The sequence below is a fragment of the Escherichia sp. WS3063 genome (genome assembly GCF_046486595.1).
Classification (GTDB): Bacteria; Pseudomonadota; Gammaproteobacteria; order Enterobacterales; family Enterobacteriaceae; genus Escherichia; species Escherichia coli.
The window spans coordinates 24875-43306 of the sequence record NZ_JBJQKY010000023.1; the positions used below are offsets into that span (position 1 = coordinate 24875).

General features: G+C 49.4%; 13 protein-coding genes and 1 pseudogene. 7 read left to right on the forward strand and 7 right to left on the reverse strand.

Annotated elements, in window-relative coordinates:
* The first annotated feature begins 197 nt into the window (after positions 1-197).
* A complete protein-coding gene (rpmE, locus tag ACJHYW_RS19095; RefSeq protein WP_000710769.1) occupies positions 198-410 on the forward strand; it encodes a 50S ribosomal protein L31 in 213 nt (70 codons plus the stop codon).
* A gap of 60 nt (positions 411-470) precedes the next feature.
* Here rpmE and ACJHYW_RS19100 read toward each other — a convergent pair whose 3' ends face one another.
* A complete protein-coding gene (locus ACJHYW_RS19100; protein WP_000702307.1) occupies positions 471-1079 on the reverse strand; it encodes a YiiX family permuted papain-like enzyme in 609 nt (202 codons plus the stop codon).
* Between the two features lie 59 nt (positions 1080-1138).
* A complete protein-coding gene (gene metJ, locus ACJHYW_RS19105; RefSeq protein ID WP_000852812.1) occupies positions 1139-1456 on the reverse strand; it encodes a met regulon transcriptional regulator MetJ in 318 nt (105 codons plus the stop codon).
* A 276-nt stretch (positions 1457-1732) separates the two neighbouring features.
* On the opposite strand from metJ, the gene metB reads away from it, so the two are divergent.
* Both metB and metL read left to right on the forward strand, forming a co-directional pair.
* Positions 1733-2893 (forward strand): cystathionine gamma-synthase, encoded by a 1161-nt coding sequence (metB, locus tag ACJHYW_RS19110; protein ID WP_001361701.1) that lies wholly within the window; start codon positions 1733-1735, stop codon positions 2891-2893.
* A gap of 2 nt (positions 2894-2895) precedes the next feature.
* Complete coding sequence (gene metL / locus ACJHYW_RS19115; RefSeq protein ID WP_000110826.1) at positions 2896-5328, forward strand: bifunctional aspartate kinase/homoserine dehydrogenase II; 2433 nt, start codon at positions 2896-2898, stop codon at positions 5326-5328.
* Between the two features lie 231 nt (positions 5329-5559).
* Here the strand turns inward: metL and ACJHYW_RS19120 are convergent.
* The 4 genes and pseudogenes from ACJHYW_RS19120 to ACJHYW_RS19135 all read right to left on the reverse strand — a co-directional run.
* Positions 5560-6405, reverse strand: a pseudogene (locus tag ACJHYW_RS19120) (nucleoside-specific channel-forming protein Tsx); the annotation flags it as partial.
* Positions 6406-6483: 78 nt separating this feature from the next.
* Entirely contained in the window at positions 6484-8103 is a 1620-nt protein-coding gene (locus ACJHYW_RS19125; RefSeq protein WP_001361700.1) for a bifunctional metallophosphatase/5'-nucleotidase, read from the reverse strand.
* 40 nt (positions 8104-8143) lie between these two features.
* Positions 8144-9694 (reverse strand): bifunctional metallophosphatase/5'-nucleotidase, encoded by a 1551-nt coding sequence (locus ACJHYW_RS19130; protein WP_001261171.1) that lies wholly within the window; start codon positions 9692-9694, stop codon positions 8144-8146.
* A gap of 232 nt (positions 9695-9926) precedes the next feature.
* Positions 9927-11054 (reverse strand): hypothetical protein, encoded by a 1128-nt coding sequence (locus tag ACJHYW_RS19135; protein WP_000067197.1) that lies wholly within the window; start codon positions 11052-11054, stop codon positions 9927-9929.
* 132 nt (positions 11055-11186) lie between these two features.
* Here ACJHYW_RS19135 and ACJHYW_RS19140 point away from each other — a divergent pair, with 132 nt between their 5' ends.
* From ACJHYW_RS19140 to yijE, 4 genes are all read left to right on the forward strand, one after another.
* Entirely contained in the window at positions 11187-12740 is a 1554-nt protein-coding gene (locus tag ACJHYW_RS19140) for a bifunctional metallophosphatase/5'-nucleotidase (RefSeq protein WP_000694759.1), read from the forward strand.
* Between the two features lie 381 nt (positions 12741-13121).
* On the forward strand, positions 13122-14012 hold the full coding sequence (gene metF / locus ACJHYW_RS19145) for a methylenetetrahydrofolate reductase (RefSeq protein ID WP_000007512.1): 891 nt from the start codon (positions 13122-13124) through the stop codon (positions 14010-14012).
* A 327-nt stretch (positions 14013-14339) separates the two neighbouring features.
* Positions 14340-16520, forward strand: a complete 2181-nt coding sequence (gene katG, locus ACJHYW_RS19150) for a catalase/peroxidase HPI (protein ID WP_001296626.1) — start codon at positions 14340-14342, stop codon at positions 16518-16520.
* 93 nt (positions 16521-16613) lie between these two features.
* On the forward strand, positions 16614-17519 hold the full coding sequence (gene yijE / locus ACJHYW_RS19155) for a cystine transporter YijE (protein WP_001361904.1): 906 nt from the start codon (positions 16614-16616) through the stop codon (positions 17517-17519).
* 26 nt (positions 17520-17545) lie between these two features.
* Here the strand turns inward: yijE and ACJHYW_RS19160 are convergent, their stop codons facing one another.
* Entirely contained in the window at positions 17546-18163 is a 618-nt protein-coding gene (locus ACJHYW_RS19160; protein WP_000647858.1) for a DUF1287 domain-containing protein, read from the reverse strand.
* Between the last annotated feature and the right edge of the window lie 269 nt (positions 18164-18432).

The following is an 18432-nucleotide window of genomic DNA, read 5'->3' on the forward strand; positions in this document are numbered from 1 at the left end:
CATCCTGACTTGAAATTCGGTGGGTTAGTATACACATTGCCGTAGAAGAGTGCGGATCAGTTTGCATACGCTGGTTAATTTCTGTATGATTTCGCGCCTTCGTACGAAATGATCGTATTGAAGCTATACTTTTAACATCGCGTGGTGTCTGGCGTTAGGGCTGGAAGAGCGACGCGGCCTTAAACCGAGGTTTTCCCATGAAAAAAGATATTCACCCGAAATACGAAGAAATTACTGCTAGCTGCTCTTGCGGTAACGTAATGAAAATCCGCTCCACCGTTGGTCATGACCTGAACCTCGACGTGTGCAGCAAGTGCCACCCGTTCTTCACTGGCAAACAGCGTGATGTTGCTACCGGTGGCCGTGTTGACCGCTTCAACAAGCGTTTCAACATCCCGGGCAGCAAATAAGACCGGATTTCCGAAAAAAGCGCCGCACGGCGCTTTTTTTGTGCCTGAATTTTGGTCGTATTACCACGAAAACAGCGGCCATTCTTTGGCGACTGTGGTGAGTTGTGGCGCGTCGAAAACGGCTTGGGGTGAAACTACCGTTTCCTCAAGCGGAATATTTTTGCCGTAGCGTTCTTTGAGCTTCGCCTGGACCAGCGGGTTGCTGAGATCGAACTCTTTCAACTTCTGCTGTTCGCCTACGCGCATTCCCAGCGCATTCTGATAAACCTTCCACACCACTTCCGAACAGTACTGGCGATCGTCGCTCCACGAGAAGCTGAAATCGTACGGTTTGCCGAGATAACGTTTTGCCGTTTGCGCCAGTTTTTGCTGTTGTTCAACACTCAGTCCGCCTTCAACGCGGCGAACAACGTATTTGCCCTTTTCACCATGGGCAATCCACTGCTTGAGCGGGGTGTATTTCACCGGGCCGACCGCTTCAAAAACGTAGGGCTTTTTGTTACGCATCACCAGCATACCGGTGTGGCTGTAATCGGAATGGGTCGCCAGTTGGATCGCTTTACTTTGCGATGAGCGAGAGATTTGAAAGATGATGTCGCCAGTTTGCGGCTGCCAGGCAAAGGCAGGCACAGAAACCAGCAGGCTGAGGATCAGTAGCCTGATTTTCATCGTTAAACGTCCATGTATGAAAAAAGCGGCTGGTTAACTCCGCGCCGCTCTTTTCCGCTTTAGTATTCCCACGTCTCCGGGTTAATCCCCATCTCACGCATGATCTCTTTTGCCGCTTCCGGGATTTCGTCGCTGCGCTCTTTACGCAGGTCGGCATCATCCGGCAAAGGTTGCCCGGTAAAGGCATGCAGAAACGCTTCGCACAGCAGCTCGCTGTTGGTCGCGTGACGCAGGTTGTTCACCTGACGACGCGTGCGTTCATCGGTGAGGATTTTTAACACCTTAAGAGGAATGGAAACCGTAATCTTTTTGACTTGTTCACTCTTCTTGCCGTGCTCAGCGTATGGGCTGATATATTCGCCGCTCCATTCAGCCATGAGATACTTAATCCTCTTCGTCAATAAATTGAGACCAGACCACACAGTTAATGTGGGTACTGACCGTAAACCCGCATAGTTTACCGTACAGGCGCTACCGTGACATCGTGTAATGCACCTGTCGGCGTGATAATGCATATAATTTTAACGGCTATTTGGGATTTGCTCAATCTATACGCAAAGAAGTTTAGATGTCCAGATGTATTGACGTCCATTAACACAATGTTTACTCTGGTGCCTGACATTTCACCGACCAAGCCCAGGGAACTTCATCACATGACGCGTAAACAGGCCACCATCGCAGTGCGTAGCGGGTTAAATGACGACGAACAGTATGGTTGCGTTGTCCCTCCCATCCATCTTTCCAGCACCTATAACTTTACCGGATTTAATGAACCGCGCGCGCATGATTACTCGCGTCGTGGCAACCCAACGCGCGATGTGGTTCAGCGTGCGCTGGCAGAACTGGAAGGCGGTGCCGGTGCCGTACTTACTAATACCGGCATGTCCGCGATTCACCTGGTCACTACCGTCTTTTTGAAACCTGGCGATCTGCTGGTTGCGCCACACGACTGCTACGGAGGTAGCTATCGCCTGTTCGACAGTCTGGCAAAACGCGGTTGCTATCGCGTGTTGTTTGTTGATCAAGGCGATGAACAGGCATTACGGGCAGCGCTGGCAGAAAACCCCAAACTGGTACTGGTAGAAAGCCCAAGTAATCCATTGTTACGCGTCGTGGATATTGCGAAAATCTGCCATCTGGCAAGGGAAGCCGGGGCGGTGAGCGTGGTGGATAACACCTTCTTAAGCCCGGCATTACAAAATCCGCTGGCATTAGGTGCCGATCTGGTGTTGCATTCATGCACGAAATATCTGAACGGTCACTCAGACGTGGTGGCTGGCGTGGTGATTGCTAAAGACCCGGACGTTGTCACTGAACTTGCCTGGTGGGCAAACAATATTGGCGTGACGGGTGGCGCGTTTGACAGCTATCTGCTGCTACGCGGGTTGCGAACGCTGGTGCCGCGTATGGAGCTGGCGCAGCGCAACGCGCAGGCGATTGTGAAATATCTGCAAACCCAGCCGTTGGTGAAAAAACTGTATCACCCGTCGCTGCCGGAAAATCAGGGGCATGAAATTGCCGCGCGCCAGCAAAAAGGCTTTGGCGCAATGTTGAGTTTTGAACTGGATGGCGATGAGCAGACGCTGCGTCGTTTCCTGGGTGGGCTGTCGTTGTTTACGCTGGCGGAATCATTAGGGGGAGTGGAAAGTTTAATCTCTCACGCCGCAACCATGACACATGCAGGCATGGCACCAGAAGCGCGTGCTGCCGCCGGGATCTCCGAGACGCTGCTGCGTATCTCCACCGGTATTGAAGATGGCGAAGATTTAATTGCCGACCTGGAAAATGGCTTCCGGGCTGCAAACAAGGGGTAAAAATGAGTGTGATTGCGCAGGCAGGGGCGAAAGGTCGTCAACTGCATAAATTTGGTGGCAGTAGTCTGGCTGATGTGAAGTGTTATTTGCGTGTCGCGGGCATTATGGCGGAGTACTCTCAGTCCGACGATATGATGGTGGTTTCCGCTGCCGGTAGCACCACTAACCAGTTGATTAACTGGTTGAAACTAAGCCAGACCGATCGTCTCTCTGCGCATCAGGTTCAACAAACGCTGCGTCGCTATCAGTGCGATCTGATTAGCGGCCTGCTACCCGCCGAAGAAGCCGATAACCTCATTAGCGCTTTTGTCAGCGATCTGGAACGCCTGGCGGCGTTGCTCGACAGCGGTGTTAACGATGCGGTGTATGCGGAAGTGGTGGGCCACGGTGAAGTGTGGTCGGCGCGCCTGATGTCTGCGGTGCTTAATCAACAAGGGCTGCCAGCGGCCTGGCTTGATGCCCGCGAGTTTTTACGCGCTGAACGCGCTGCGCAACCGCAGGTTGATGAAGGACTTTCTTACCCGTTGCTGCAACAGCTACTGGTACAACATCCGGGCAAACGTCTGGTGGTGACCGGGTTTATCAGCCGTAACAACGCCGGTGAAACGGTGCTGCTGGGGCGTAACGGTTCCGACTATTCCGCGACACAAATCGGTGCGCTGGCGGGTGTTTCTCGCGTAACCATCTGGAGCGACGTCGCCGGGGTATACAGCGCCGACCCGCGTAAAGTGAAAGATGCCTGCCTGCTGCCGTTGCTGCGTCTTGATGAAGCCAGCGAACTGGCGCGTCTGGCGGCTCCCGTTCTTCACGCCCGTACTTTACAGCCGGTTTCTGGCAGCGAAATCGACCTGCAACTGCGCTGTAGCTACACGCCGGATCAAGGTTCCACGCGCATTGAACGCGTGCTGGCTTCCGGTACTGGCGCGCGTATTGTCACCAGCCACGATGATGTCTGCTTGATTGAGTTTCAGGTGCCCACCAGCCAGGATTTCAAACTGGCGCATAAAGAGATCGACCAGATCCTGAAACGTGCTCAGGTGCGCCCACTGGCGGTTGGCGTACATAATGATCGCCAGTTGCTGCAATTTTGCTACACCTCAGAAGTGGCCGACAGTGCGCTGAAAATCCTCGACGAAGCGGGATTACCTGGCGAACTGCGCCTGCGTCAGGGGCTGGCGCTGGTGGCGATGGTTGGGGCGGGCGTAACCCGTAACCCGCTGCATTGCCACCGCTTCTGGCAGCAACTGAAAGGCCAGCCGGTCGAATTTACCTGGCAGTCGGATGACGGCATCAGCCTGGTGGCAGTACTGCGCACCGGCCCGACCGAAAGCCTGATTCAGGGGCTGCATCAGTCCGTCTTCCGCGCAGAAAAACGCATCGGCCTGGTACTGTTCGGCAAGGGCAATATCGGTTCCCGCTGGCTGGAACTGTTCGCCCGTGAGCAGAGCACGCTTTCGGCGCGTACCGGCTTTGAATTTGTGCTGGCAGGCGTGGTGGACAGCCGCCGCAGCCTGTTGAGCTATGACGGGCTGGACGCCAGCCGCGCGTTAGCCTTCTTCAACGATGAAGCGGTCGAGCAGGATGAAGAGTCGCTGTTCCTGTGGATGCGCGCCCATCCGTATGATGATTTAGTGGTGCTGGACGTTACCGCCAGCCAGCAGCTTGCCGACCAGTATCTTGATTTCGCCAGCCACGGTTTCCACGTCATCAGTGCCAACAAACTGGCAGGAGCGAGCGACAGCAATAAATATCGCCAGATCCACGACGCCTTCGAAAAAACCGGGCGTCACTGGCTGTACAACGCCACCGTCGGCGCAGGTTTGCCGATCAACCACACCGTGCGCGATCTGATCGACAGCGGCGACACTATTTTGTCGATCAGCGGGATCTTCTCCGGCACACTCTCCTGGCTGTTCCTGCAATTCGACGGTAGCGTGCCGTTTACCGAGCTGGTGGATCAGGCGTGGCAGCAGGGCTTAACTGAACCTGACCCGCGTGATGACCTCTCCGGCAAAGACGTGATGCGCAAGCTGGTGATTCTGGCGCGTGAAGCGGGTTACAACATTGAACCGGACCAGGTGCGTGTTGAATCACTGGTGCCAACCCATTGCGAAGGTGGAAGCATCGACCATTTCTTTGAAAATGGCGATGAACTTAATGAGCAGATGGTACAACGGTTGGAAGCGGCCCGTGAAATGGGGCTGGTGTTGCGCTACGTGGCGCGTTTCGATGCCAACGGCAAAGCGCGAGTAGGCGTGGAAGCGGTGCGAGAAGACCATCCGCTGGCATCACTACTACCGTGCGATAACGTCTTTGCCATCGAAAGCCGCTGGTATCGCGACAACCCGCTGGTGATCCGCGGGCCAGGTGCAGGGCGCGACGTCACCGCCGGGGCGATTCAGTCGGATATTAACCGTCTGGCGCAGTTGTTGTAGTGATTATTGAACAAAAGCTGGCAGTTGCCAGCTTTTGTTGTCACCTCTAAACCACCTCCTGCGGAGGTGGTGATTGATTGTCATTTTGCCTTTGGTCAGTGCCCCGGTAATAAGGGGGCTTTTGTGTTGAGCGATGAATTCACAGTGTGAATGGTGAAGTTATTTATGACAATTACAAAATGGCATTAAGTAAAAATATCTAAAACATCACCTGATTTAAAATTGATAACCAATAGTAGTATAGGTTCCCCATCCTGTGTTTTTTAATTCAAATGGACCATCTCCGAAGTTAACTTTCTCCCCAGCATTCCATTGTCCACCGTTGTGAAAATAACGTAGTGTAAATGCAAATTTCCAGTGTTCATATAGCAGGGAAAGGATATGGCTTGAAGCAATAGCATTACTGGTTCGTTTATTATTGTGTGATTTGTCCGCAAGATCGGAGCCAAAATCAAAGTTAGTAAAACTATTGTATACCAATCGCCCTCCGAATAAATGGGTAAGAGGAATGCTATATTTTATTTTGAATCGATATCCGTCCCATTCATTTTCATTAGCGGCACCATAGTTTTGCCACTGATACTTGGCGTATATATTGGCAGAAAGCTTAATTGGTAGACCCGTGTCGATATCTGTACCAAGCCCCATATACCATGTACTTTGCCGGGATGACTGGTTGTCACCCATATCATAGACATAGTTGTTTGCAATGAACCATTCTTTAAAAGGGCCGAACGCAAGATTTAATCCGGTCAATTTGTCAATGGAAAACCGAGGTTCTATTTCCGTAAATAGGGGTGAGCCCTCATCCCAGATCCCAACATCATAGTGACTGCCGACGCCAAAGAATTTTGGTAGATCAACATAACCATAAAAATCAAACCAGTCTTTTCTTCCTGCTACAGTATATTCAGGGTAGAGGTCGTTAGTCAGCCTTGGGCCAAAGCGAGAGTCTGTGCGACCAATGACATTCAAGCTTTGATGTAACCAGCCTTCCTCACTTTTAATTTCCTGAGCGTTTCCAATGCAAGGTATTAATAGAATCGATAACGCTATCCCGTGCTTTTTTATACACATAAATATATCTCATTATCTATTGTTGATTTAGAGAAAAATAATGCCATTCAGTGAATGAATGGCATTATAATTTTTTTATTATTTGCTAACGTCCACCCGCATTTCATTTACCTGTGCAGGCGTAATCTTGTGGCCTTTCTTCAAATAATCGATCACGACATCGGACATGTTATTTCCGGCGCGGACCTGAACATTTTTCCCTTCTTTGAATGCCAGAAAACCATCGCCCCCCAGTGCAAGGAAAGTCGTTGTTGCAACATGGTAAATATTCGTATCAACGATCTCTTCACCATTAATTTTAAAAGATACTATGCGCTGACCTACTGGTTTCTGCGGGGTATAGCGCATTTCTGCGCCTTTTGACATTTGCAGGATGCCATTGGTAAGCGATGCCCCGTGTTCCAGTAGGTTACGCAGATCCTTACCGCTGAGATCCATTTCAGTAAGTTCATTCTTGAAGGGGAATGTACTGGTAATGTCGCCAAAGGTAATCGTGCCTGCATTTATATCCGCACGTAAGCTGCCGGAGTTTATCAATGCAATCTGTGCAGTCGGAGCAGCGACAAGCATTGCATCGGTAAACAGGTTGCCTAGTTGCGATGACTCACCATAGGCGCGAGTTAATGCAATCGATGATTCACCTACTGGTTGGCGTACAATATCCGCCAGTTTTTTATTCCAGCCATTGATAACTTTTTGTGTCGTTGGATCGGGTATCCATTCATCGGCATAAACTGTTTTCAGCTCAAAGCTCTTCATTTTATGGGTACGAGCTGTAGGGTTGACATCAAGGACTAATTTACCAATATCGATACCGCCACTATCAGTCGAAAGGATTAAGGTGTTGCCGACTTTGATTGGTTCTGGCGTTCCGACGTGGGCATGCCCGGTAATCAGAATATCCAATCCTTTCACCTTGCTAGCGGTTTGAATATCTTTATCAAGAGCGCGTCTAACATCTGTATTGCCAATGCTGGACTGACGCGCCGGAACGCCTTCATGAACCAGCGCCACAGTGAGGTCAACCTTATCACGTAACTCGTCGATATAATGCTGCAAATACTTCACTTCATCACGTGCTTCAATCCCCTGATTCTTAAGGGTCTCGGAAGATTTATCAAAGCGGTTATTATTGTCATTATCGAGTCCCTGGAGAGAGAGCTCCGAGACCGTATCATTAAATGCAAATACGCCGTGTAGCCCAATAATACCAATCTTGATGCCATCTTTTTCCAGGATGGTGTAGGGCTTGTTCCAGAAGGGGTTCTCACTCTCTTTATGATAAACATTGCCCAATAAAACAGGAAAATTCGCTTTGCTTAATTGTCGCAGGGCATTATCCCAGCCATGGTCAAACTCATGATTACCGATTGATACTGCGTCAAAAGGCATGGTATTCATAATGTCAATTATTGCTTCGCCCTTTGTCAGACTGCTGATATAAGGGCCGGTGAAATAGTCTCCAGCATCAAAATAAAAGGTGGCTTTATTTTTCGCTTTCTCTTGTTTTACTAAAGTAGATATATTGGCAAAGCCGCCAATGTCGCGTTTTCCGTCTGCGATATACGGCACTTTATAAGAATCCACATGAGCGTGAAGATCATTTGTATAAATAATCGTGACATCCTGCGCCATGACTGAGACCGAAAAAATAGTCAGCAATGTTGCGGCAAGTAAAGTACGCTGCACTGTTTTCATTCGCATTCCTTGTTAAATATATAGACTGATAAATGATATTTTATTTGGCGACGTCCATGACTCGTTTAGTTAAGTCTGGGGTGACAGGTTTATGATTTTTGAAATAATCGATGATAGATTCCGCCGAGGTTGTTCCCGGTATCGTCTTCACATTTTTTCCATTCAAAAATGCTTCAAAACCGTCACCACCACTGGCACAAAAGGAGTGCGTGGCAATACGATATGTTTGATTATCTTCCACGGGTTTGCCGTTAATGGTGAAAGAGATTAACCGTTGGTTGAGTGGTTTTTTGCTGTCATAGACAACCGCAACGCTTTTTGAAACCTGTAACACACCGTTAGTTAGATTGGTTGCATGCGTCATCAACGATTTGAGATCGCGGCCCGTCAAATCCATCTCGATGAGGTCATTATTAAAGGGGAATGTGCTAATAACATCTCCCAGTGTGATATCACCTTTAGGAAAATCAGCTCGCATCCCACCGCTATTTTGAAATCCGGCAATGGCATCAGGTGTTTTTTCCATCATTGCATCCAGAATAAGATTACCGGTAGAAGAAGAACTGCCATACTCACGTGTTAAAACTACGGGAGAATGGCCGACAACTTCCTGTGTTATTTTGTTAAGTTTTACGCTCCATTTATCGATAGTATTTTGAACGATGGTGTCAGGTTTAAATTGATCTGCAAAGATGGTGATTAACTCACCATTATAACTATCAATTTTCTTTGTTTTCGGATTGTAATCAAGCACAAGTTTTCCGATGTCGGTGCCGTATGCATCGGTAGATACAATTAATGTGTTATTAACTTTTATTGGTTGCGGTGTTCCGACATGTGCGTGACCGGTAATTAAGACATCAACACCATTCACTTTTTTAGCTGTCTCAATATCTGCCTGTAGTAGCCGCTCCACATCTTTACTACCAAAGCTTGATTGACGCGCCGGAACACCTTCGTGAATTAGCAAAACGGTAATGTCGACTTTACCTTTTAATTCTGCAAGTGCTTTATTTAAATATTTAATTTCGTCTCTGGCTTCTACGCCTTCACGTGCTTTTGCCGCGACTGTATCATAGAAAGCGAATGCACCATGCAATCCAATCACACCAATCTTTAAACCATCTTTTTCGATAATGGTCCACGGATGATCCCAAACTGGTTTATTTGTATCGGTGTAGTAAATATTTCCCAGCAGAATGGGGAATTTTGCTTTTGATAACTGAGATACCATATTGGGCACGCCGTGATCGAACTCGTGATTACCAACGGACACCGCATCAAAGGGCATGGTGTTCATGATATCAATAATAGCTTCACCTTTGGTCAGGGTACTGATATACGGACCGGTAAAATAGTCGCCTGCATCAAAGAAAAAGACATCTTTGTTTTTTTTCTTCGCTTCATTAACGATGCCTGCAATATTAGCCATACCACCTACAAGTCTGTTCTTATCAACAGCGGGAATTTTTGCCGGATTGACATGTGCGTGAATATCATTCGTATAATAAATAGTAACGTCCTGAGCTAGTATACTGTGAGAAAACATCACGCTGAATATGACTGATAAAGTCGTAAATACAGTTCTCATCATCCCTCCTTGATAGGGGTTGTTACATTGGTTGAATTATTTAAATAAAAGGAACACCGTGTCTTATTTTTATGTAAGCATAGGTCAGGAAAGTATTATGTGATCTTAGTAACAAATAATGTTATTAATTAAACATTGACTGTGATTATATTTTTCAGTCATACATTCATATATTTAATTAAATGAGAAATAGTGATCCCATTAATTTATGGTCGTTTGTCGAGTGTATTGACTAACAAGATGGAGTGAGCGATTCATTGTATTTTAACGCCAGTGAGGTCAGCATTTTCGTTACGCGACCTGCGGATAATAACGCGCTTTGGGTAAAGTCGTGTTGGTCTGTCAGCCATGTGATAAAGCAACGACTGGTTGCCAGAGAAACATTTGCGCCCCTTTCTAAGGAGACTCCTGTGAGCAGGCAGACCATCTTGCTGTTATTCCCCTGCCCCCAGCGTTGCCACTGATTTTGCCACCAACCATGGTATGTCGTTCCCTGAAAATGCCAGGGAATATCAGCGTTACGGTCGCTGATTTCTTCTTCTACGAACCAAAGTTCGCCTTGTTGTTGGCGGAACTGATCTGCCCAGGCTGTAATAATTGCGCCTCTCAGAAAACATTCGTGTGAAATGATATGCGTTTTGACATGTGGAAAGCGGATTTTCAGTATTCTGAAATGCCCGTGTGCCGTGATAACCGGGCGTAGTATGGCTCCCTTGCCATTGCGCTTGAGCACAGCACTGCCATACTGAATTTCATCGAACTGGCTCCGGCGCAAGAATTGCGCTTCACGCATATCTACCCTCTGCACAATATCGCTATGGTGCTCAGTTGGTTCTGTATTGCCTCTGTAACTGTACCGCAGACTGTCTCCTGTCTGATGTTGCGTATAATTCGTGGAGAGATGAAGGATGTTGCCACGAGTGGCGTCAAGACTGACTAAAACATAGAGCTTTTGTACTGCGCTGGCTCCTTGAAAGGGCATGAACAGTTGAACGGTTTCAATGGACTGGGGATACGTAATTTCTCTTGCTGGCTGCTGTTTCGGAGTCCAGACTTTTTTGCATGAACGGCATTGAACGCGTTGTGTTCCCTGCGGGTTGTGGCCATAAAAAATCTTTTCTTTACAATAGCATGATGGACAAAAATGCCCTGTTTCTATGGCACACGCAGTCATGTGAACTGACAACCAGTCACGAAATTGTTGTTCATCAAACAAAGGGGGGTAACTTCCGCATGCCTGGCAGTGCAGTGCCGGAAAACCCAGTTTATAGTCTGGCCAACTGTAATCTTCCGATGAGGCCAATCCCAAATTTCGACAACCGAACGTTTTACAGACATTAATCGCAAACAGATTTGACATATATCACCAACGATTTCATAAGGTCGTTGATTTTGTCCTACAGTTATCGCCTCTGGATGTGAGTATTCTCACATAAAAAAGCCTTTCAGAACGTAATGTAGCAATCCTTTATCTCACTGGAAGGGATTGTTTATGAAAATTAAAATGCTTGCTGCGGGTATCGCATTAACACTGCCGTTTTGGGCTTGCGCCAAAGATGTCACCATCATTTATACCAACGACCTCCATGCACATGTAGAGCCTTATAAAGTGCCGTGGATTGCTGACGGTAAACGAGATATTGGCGGCTGGGCAAATATCACTACGCTTGTTAAACAAGAAAAAGCTAAAAACAAAGCGACCTGGTTTTTTGATGCGGGTGACTATTTTACCGGGCCGTATATCAGCAGCCTGACTAAAGGCAAGGCGATTATCGATATTATGAATACCATGCCATTCGATGCGGTCACTATAGGTAATCATGAATTTGATCACGGCTGGGACAATACGTTATTACAGTTGAGTCAGGCAAAATTCCCGATTGTGCAGGGTAATGTTTTTTATCAGAACAGCAGTAAATCATTCTGGGATAAGCCCTATACCATCATTGAAAAAGACGGCGTGAAAATTGGCGTGATTGGTTTGCACGGTGTATTTGCCTTTAATGATACGGTATCTGCGGCAACGCGAGTGGGTATTGAGGCGCGTGATGAAATTAAATGGCTACAACGTTATATCGATGAACTCAAAGGCAAGGTTGATTTGACCGTTGCGCTGATTCACGAAGGTGTTCCGGCCCGCCAGTCCAGTATGGGGGGCACAGATGTGCGCCGCGCACTGGATAAAGATATTCAGACGGCAAGTCAGGTGAAAGGGCTGGATATTTTGATCACCGGGCATGCACATGTGGGTACGCCGGAACCGATTAAAGTCGGCAATACGCTCATCCTCTCCACTGACAGCGGTGGGATTGATGTCGGTAAACTGGTACTGGACTACAAAGAGAAGCCGCATGATTTTACGGTGAAAAACTTCGAGCTTAAAACCATTTACGCCGACGAGTGGAAGCCCGATCCGCAAACAAAACAGGTGATCGACGGCTGGAATAAAAAGCTTGATGAAGTGGTGCAACAAACGGTCGCGCAATCGCCGGTTGAATTAAAACGTGCCTATGGTGAATCGGCTTCCCTCGGGAACCTGGCGGCTGATGCTTTACTGGTAGCGGCGGGTAAAAACACCCAATTGGCGTTAACCAACTCTGGCGGCATTCGCAATGAGATCCCCGCAGGGGCGATTACGATGGGCGGCGTCATCAGTACCTTCCCGTTCCCCAACGAACTGGTGACGATGGAACTCACGGGTAAACAATTACGCAGTTTGATGGAACACGGCGCAAGTTTAAGTAATGGCGTTTTACAGGTATCGAAAGGCCTGGAAATGAAGTACGACAGCAGCAAACCGGTTGGTCAGCGGGTAATCACACTGACTCTGAATGGCAAACCCATTGAAGATGCGACAGTTTATTCTATTGCCACCCAGAGTTTCCTTGCTGATGGTGGAGATGGTTTTACCGCCTTTACCGAAGGGAAAGCGCGTAACACAACGGGCGGTTATTACGTTTATCACGCCGTGGTTGATTACTTCAAAGCGGGTAACACCATCACGGATGAACAGATCAACGGTATGCGCGTGAAAGATATCAAGTAAAAGTACGTATTGAGTTGATTCATCTGTTTGTTACCCGTTGATTTTGCAGATCCAGTATTCGGCCTACGCGAGGGCGCAGGCCGAATCAGATGCCTTAGCATCACCATCCGGTGGCAGGACGTTGTTTTTCGAATAAGCCCAGGTGTCGCTGTGTTGTCAGAATATCAGTCAAAACGTGCGAGGTGGATTGCGCTATAGAGAAATCTTTTATCGCCTCTAATTAAGATGAGTTTTTTTCAACTTCCCTGATTTTTCCTCACCATCATTGGTCATTTTTCGGTTGACGCCCCTCGGCTTTTCCTTCATCTTTACATCTGGACGTCTAAATGGATAGATGTTCACAACACAACATATAACTACAAGCGATTGATGAGGTAAGGTATGAGCTTTTTTCACGCCAGCCAGCGGGATGCCCTGAATCAGAGTCTGGCAGAAGTCCAGGGGCAGATTAACGTTTCGTTCGAGTTTTTCCCGCCGCGTACCAGTGAAATGGAGCAGACCCTGTGGAACTCCATCGATCGCCTTAGCAACCTGAAACCGAAGTTTGTGTCGGTGACCTATGGCGCAAACTCCGGCGAGCGTGACCGTACGCACAGCATTATTAAAGGCATTAAAGATCGCACTGGTCTGGAAGCGGCACCGCATCTTACTTGCATTGATGCGACGCCCGACGAGCTGCGCACCATTGCACGTGACTACTGGAATAACGGTATTCGTCATATCGTGGCGCTGCGTGGCGATCTGCCGCCGGGAAGCGGTAAGCCGGAAATGTATGCTTCTGACCTGGTGACGCTGTTAAAAGAAGTGGCAGATTTCGATATCTCCGTGGCGGCGTATCCGGAGGTTCACCCGGAAGCAAAAAGCGCTCAGGCGGATTTGCTCAACCTGAAACGCAAAGTCGATGCCGGAGCCAACCGCGCGATTACTCAGTTCTTCTTTGATGTCGAAAGCTACCTGCGTTTTCGTGACCGCTGCGTATCGGCAGGCATTGATGTGGAAATCATTCCGGGCATTTTGCCGGTATCTAACTTTAAACAGGCGAAGAAATTTGCCGACATGACCAATGTGCGTATTCCGGCGTGGATGGCACAAATGTTCGACGGGCTTGATGATGATGCCGAAACCCGCAAGCTGGTGGGCGCGAATATCGCCATGGATATGGTGAAGATTTTAAGCCGTGAAGGAGTGAAAGATTTCCACTTCTATACGCTTAACCGTGCTGAAATGAGTTACGCGATTTGCCATACGCTGGGTGTTCGACCTGGTTTATAAATACTGTGACTTTTGTGAAAATCACACTGCGATCACAAATTTTAAACAGAGCACAAAATGCTGCCTGAAATGCGAGTGAGAAAATAAGGTAGTCAGCCTCGTTTTCTCCCTCATTTCTTGAAGGATACGAATCTAAAACCCTTTTTTATAAAGTATTTGTCCGAAATCGGACATAATCAAAAAAGCTTAATTACGATCAATTTGATCTACATCTCTTTAACCAACAATATGTAAGATCTCAACTATCGCATCCGTGGATTAATTCAATTATAACTTCTCTCTAACGCTGTGTATCGTAACGGTAACACTGTAGAGGGGAGCACATTGATGAGCACGTCAGACGATATCCATAACACGACAGCCACTGGCAAATGCCCGTTCCATCAGGGCGGTCACGACCAGAGCGCAGGTGGGGGCACAACCACGCGCGACTGGTGGCCAAATCAACTCCGTGTTGACCTGTTAAACCAACATTCTAATCGTTCTAACCCGCTGGGTGAGGACTTTGACTACCGCAAAGAATTCAGCAAATTAGATTACTACGGCCTGAAAAAAGATCTGAAAGCCCTGCTGACAGAATCTCAGCCGTGGTGGCCTGCCGACTGGGGCAGCTATGCCGGTCTGTTTATTCGTATGGCCTGGCACGGCGCGGGTACTTACCGTTCCATCGACGGACGCGGCGGCGCGGGTCGTGGTCAGCAACGTTTTGCACCGCTGAACTCCTGGCCGGATAACGTAAGCCTCGATAAAGCGCGTCGCCTGCTGTGGCCAATCAAACAGAAATATGGTCAGAAAATCTCCTGGGCCGACCTGTTTATCCTCGCGGGTAACGTGGCGCTGGAAAACTCCGGCTTCCGTACCTTCGGTTTTGGTGCCGGTCGTGAAGACGTCTGGGAACCGGATCTGGATGTTAACTGGGGTGATGAAAAAGCCTGGCTGACCCACCGTCATCCGGAAGCACTGGCGAAAGCACCGCTGGGCGCAACCGAGATGGGCCTGATTTACGTTAACCCGGAAGGCCCGGATCACAGCGGCGAACCGCTTTCTGCGGCAGCAGCTATCCGCGCGACCTTCGGCAACATGGGCATGAACGACGAAGAAACCGTGGCGCTGATTGCGGGTGGTCATACGTTGGGTAAAACTCACGGTGCCGGTCCGACATCAAATGTAGGTCCTGATCCAGAAGCTGCACCGATTGAAGAACAAGGTTTAGGCTGGGCGAGCACTTACGGCAGCGGCGTTGGCGCAGATGCCATTACCTCTGGTCTGGAAGTAGTCTGGACCCAGACGCCGACCCAGTGGAGCAACTACTTCTTCGAAAACCTGTTCAAGTATGAGTGGGTACAGACCCGCAGCCCGGCTGGCGCAATCCAGTTTGAAGCAGTAGACGCACCGGAAATTATCCCGGATCCGTTTGATCCGTCGAAGAAACGTAAACCGACGATGCTGGTGACCGACCTGACGCTGCGTTTTGATCCTGAGTTCGAGAAGATCTCTCGTCGTTTCCTCAACGATCCGCAGGCGTTCAACGAAGCCTTTGCTCGTGCCTGGTTCAAACTGACGCACAGGGATATGGGGCCGAAATCTCGTTACATCGGGCCGGAAGTACCGAAAGAAGATCTGATCTGGCAAGATCCGCTGCCGCAGCCGATCTACAACCCGACCGAGCAGGACATTATCGATCTGAAATTCGCGATTGCGGATTCTGGTCTGTCTGTCAGCGAGCTGGTATCGGTGGCCTGGGCGTCTGCTTCTACCTTCCGTGGTGGCGACAAACGTGGTGGTGCCAATGGTGCACGTCTGGCATTAATGCCGCAGCGCGACTGGGATGTGAACGCCGCAGCCGTTCGTGCTCTGCCAGTTCTGGAGAAAATTCAGAAAGAGTCTGGCAAAGCTTCGCTGGCGGATATCATCGTGCTGGCAGGTGTGGTTGGCGTTGAGAAAGCCGCAAGCGCCGCAGGTTTGAGCATTCATGTACCGTTTGCGCCGGGCCGCGTTGATGCGCGTCAGGATCAGACTGACATTGAGATGTTCGAACTGCTGGAGCCAATTGCTGACGGTTTCCGTAACTATCGCGCTCGTCTGGACGTTTCCACCACCGAGTCACTGTTGATTGATAAAGCACAGCAACTGACGCTGACCGCGCCGGAAATGACTGCGCTGGTGGGCGGGATGCGCGTACTGGGGGCCAACTTCGATGGCAGCAAAAACGGCGTCTTCACTGACCGCGTTGGCGTATTGAGCAATGACTTCTTCGTGAACTTGCTGGATATGCGTTACGAGTGGAAAGCGACCGACGAATCGAAAGAGCTGTTCGAAGGCCGTGACCGCGAAACTGGCGAAGTGAAATACACAGCCAGCCGTGCGGATCTGGTCTTTGGTTCTAACTCTGTCCTGCGTGCGGTGGCGGAAGTCTACGCCAGCAGCGATGCCCACGAGAAGTTTGTTAAAGACTTCGTGGCGGCATGGGTGAAAGTGATGAACCTCGACCGTTTCGACCTGCTGTAATCTGACCTTCTTCAGCGACTGCCTTTCAGGCAGTCGCTGAAGTTTCTTTACCGGCGTATAGTGTCCACAGGAAAACTACACACTGGATCTCTCATGTCTGCCGCAGGAAAGAGCAACCCACTGGCAATCAGTGGCCTGGTTGTGCTCACACTTATCTGGAGTTATAGCTGGATTTTCATGAAGCAAGTCACCAGCTACATCGGTGCCTTCGACTTTACCGCCTTACGCTGCATTTTCGGCGCTCTCGTTTTATTCATCGTCCTTTTATTACGTGGTCGCGGAATGCGCCCGACACCGTTTAAATACACCTTAGCCATTGCCCTGTTACAAACCTGCGGGATGGTCGGCCTGGCACAGTGGGCGCTGGTCAGCGGCGGAGCGGGGAAGGTGGCAATCCTGAGCTATACCATGCCGTTCTGGGTGGTGATTTTCGCCGCGTTGTTTCTCGGTGAACGCCTGCGACGTGGGCAATATTTCGCGATACTGATTGCCGCTTTCGGCTTATTTTTGGTGTTGCAGCCGTGGCAACTCGATTTCTCTTCGATGAAAAGCGCCATGCTGGCAATCCTCTCCGGTGTGAGTTGGGGGGCGAGCGCGATTGTTGCTAAACGTCTGTATGCCCGCCATCCGCGCGTGGATTTATTGTCGCTAACATCCTGGCAGATGCTGTATGCGGCGCTGGTGATGAGCGTGGTCGCTTTACTGGTGCCGCAACGTGAAATTGACTGGCAACCCACCGTGTTCTGGGCGCTGGCCTACAGTGCGATTCTGGCGACAGCGCTGGCGTGGAGCTTATGGTTGTTTGTATTGAAAAACTTGCCTGCCAGTATTGCCAGCTTAAGCACACTGGCCGTTCCCGTTTGCGGCGTACTCTTTTCCTGGTGGCTGCTCGGTGAGAATCCGGGGGCCGTTGAAGGTAGCGGTATTGTGCTGATTGTGCTGGCACTGGCGCTGGTGAGCCGTAAGAAAAAAGAAGCTGTCAGTGTAAAAAACATCTGAATTTTTTCTTCATGTGGGGCGATCGCTTATTTAACAAAATACCGATAGTGCCCCACCATCCGCCAGCTAAACAGCACGTCTTCTTCCTGCGCGCCTGCGCCAATGTTATGTATCACCAGCGGCGTACCGTCGCGGGCGAAGCCATCTGACACCACCCCAATATGTGCCAGCCCGTTATCTAATCGCCAGGAGACAATATCGCCCGATTGATAGTCACTGGGGTTCTTGCTGGTGGGGCGTGTTTTATCGTGGCGGGTAAACCAGGTTTCCAGATTAGGCACCCGACGGTGATCGATGTTGCTGTCCGGGCGCTTTAACTGCCATTTTTGCGGGTACGCAGCAAAATTCTTCGCCATATCTTCGTGCACCAGTTTCTGCAAATCGACCTTCTGGCTGCGCAATGCACGGATCACCACATCGGAACATACGCCGCGTTCTTGCGGGACATCACCGCCAGGATAGGTAAGCTGCACATACGCCGGATCGTAAAATAGCGTGCTGCCGATTTGCTGTCTGGCACCGTCTGCGATGGCAAGATTGCTGTTGGCCTGGATTTGTACCACGGTTGGTGGAACGGCGGGAGATTTTAAGGAGTAACTGGTAAATACCGTCAGAAGACTGAATAACGCCAGTGAAGCTTTCATCTGTTTCGTCCGTGAAAATAAGAGTCACAGATTCGACCTTCCGGGCTAACGATTGTTCTGTGGAGAAAATGTCCAGAAGCGGATAAAAAATTCCTGAACAACGTGGGAGTTTCAGACGGGTGATAACGTATAAAAAGTGCTCGAACAGTCCCCTCTCCCCTTTGGGGAGAGGGTTAGGGTGAGGGGTACAGGCCAGCTCCGGGGCGAATATTTACCCTCACCCCGCCCCTCTCCCTGAAAGGGCGAGGGGGAAAAACATGCCCGCAGTG

What these genes read in the sequence shown, in the direction of transcription:
- ACJHYW_RS19135 (WP_000067197.1), bottom strand. Translation starts at nt 11,054, where the DNA reads ATGTCAAATCTGTTTGCGATTAATGTCTGTAAAACGTTCGGTTGTCGA.
- ACJHYW_RS19125 (WP_001361700.1), bottom strand. Translation starts at nt 8,103, where the DNA reads ATGAAAACAGTGCAGCGTACTTTACTTGCCGCAACATTGCTGACTATT.
- metB (WP_001361701.1), top strand. Translation starts at nt 1,733, where the DNA reads ATGACGCGTAAACAGGCCACCATCGCAGTGCGTAGCGGGTTAAATGAC.
- katG (WP_001296626.1), top strand. Translation starts at nt 14,340, where the DNA reads ATGAGCACGTCAGACGATATCCATAACACGACAGCCACTGGCAAATGC.
- ACJHYW_RS19140 (WP_000694759.1), top strand. Translation starts at nt 11,187, where the DNA reads ATGAAAATTAAAATGCTTGCTGCGGGTATCGCATTAACACTGCCGTTT.
- metL (WP_000110826.1), top strand. Translation starts at nt 2,896, where the DNA reads ATGAGTGTGATTGCGCAGGCAGGGGCGAAAGGTCGTCAACTGCATAAA.
- ACJHYW_RS19130 (WP_001261171.1), bottom strand. Translation starts at nt 9,694, where the DNA reads ATGAGAACTGTATTTACGACTTTATCAGTCATATTCAGCGTGATGTTT.
- ACJHYW_RS19100 (WP_000702307.1), bottom strand. Translation starts at nt 1,079, where the DNA reads ATGAAAATCAGGCTACTGATCCTCAGCCTGCTGGTTTCTGTGCCTGCC.
- yijE (WP_001361904.1), top strand. Translation starts at nt 16,614, where the DNA reads ATGTCTGCCGCAGGAAAGAGCAACCCACTGGCAATCAGTGGCCTGGTT.
- ACJHYW_RS19160 (WP_000647858.1), bottom strand. Translation starts at nt 18,163, where the DNA reads ATGAAAGCTTCACTGGCGTTATTCAGTCTTCTGACGGTATTTACCAGT.
- metJ (WP_000852812.1), bottom strand. Translation starts at nt 1,456, where the DNA reads ATGGCTGAATGGAGCGGCGAATATATCAGCCCATACGCTGAGCACGGC.
- metF (WP_000007512.1), top strand. Translation starts at nt 13,122, where the DNA reads ATGAGCTTTTTTCACGCCAGCCAGCGGGATGCCCTGAATCAGAGTCTG.
- rpmE (WP_000710769.1), top strand. Translation starts at nt 198, where the DNA reads ATGAAAAAAGATATTCACCCGAAATACGAAGAAATTACTGCTAGCTGC.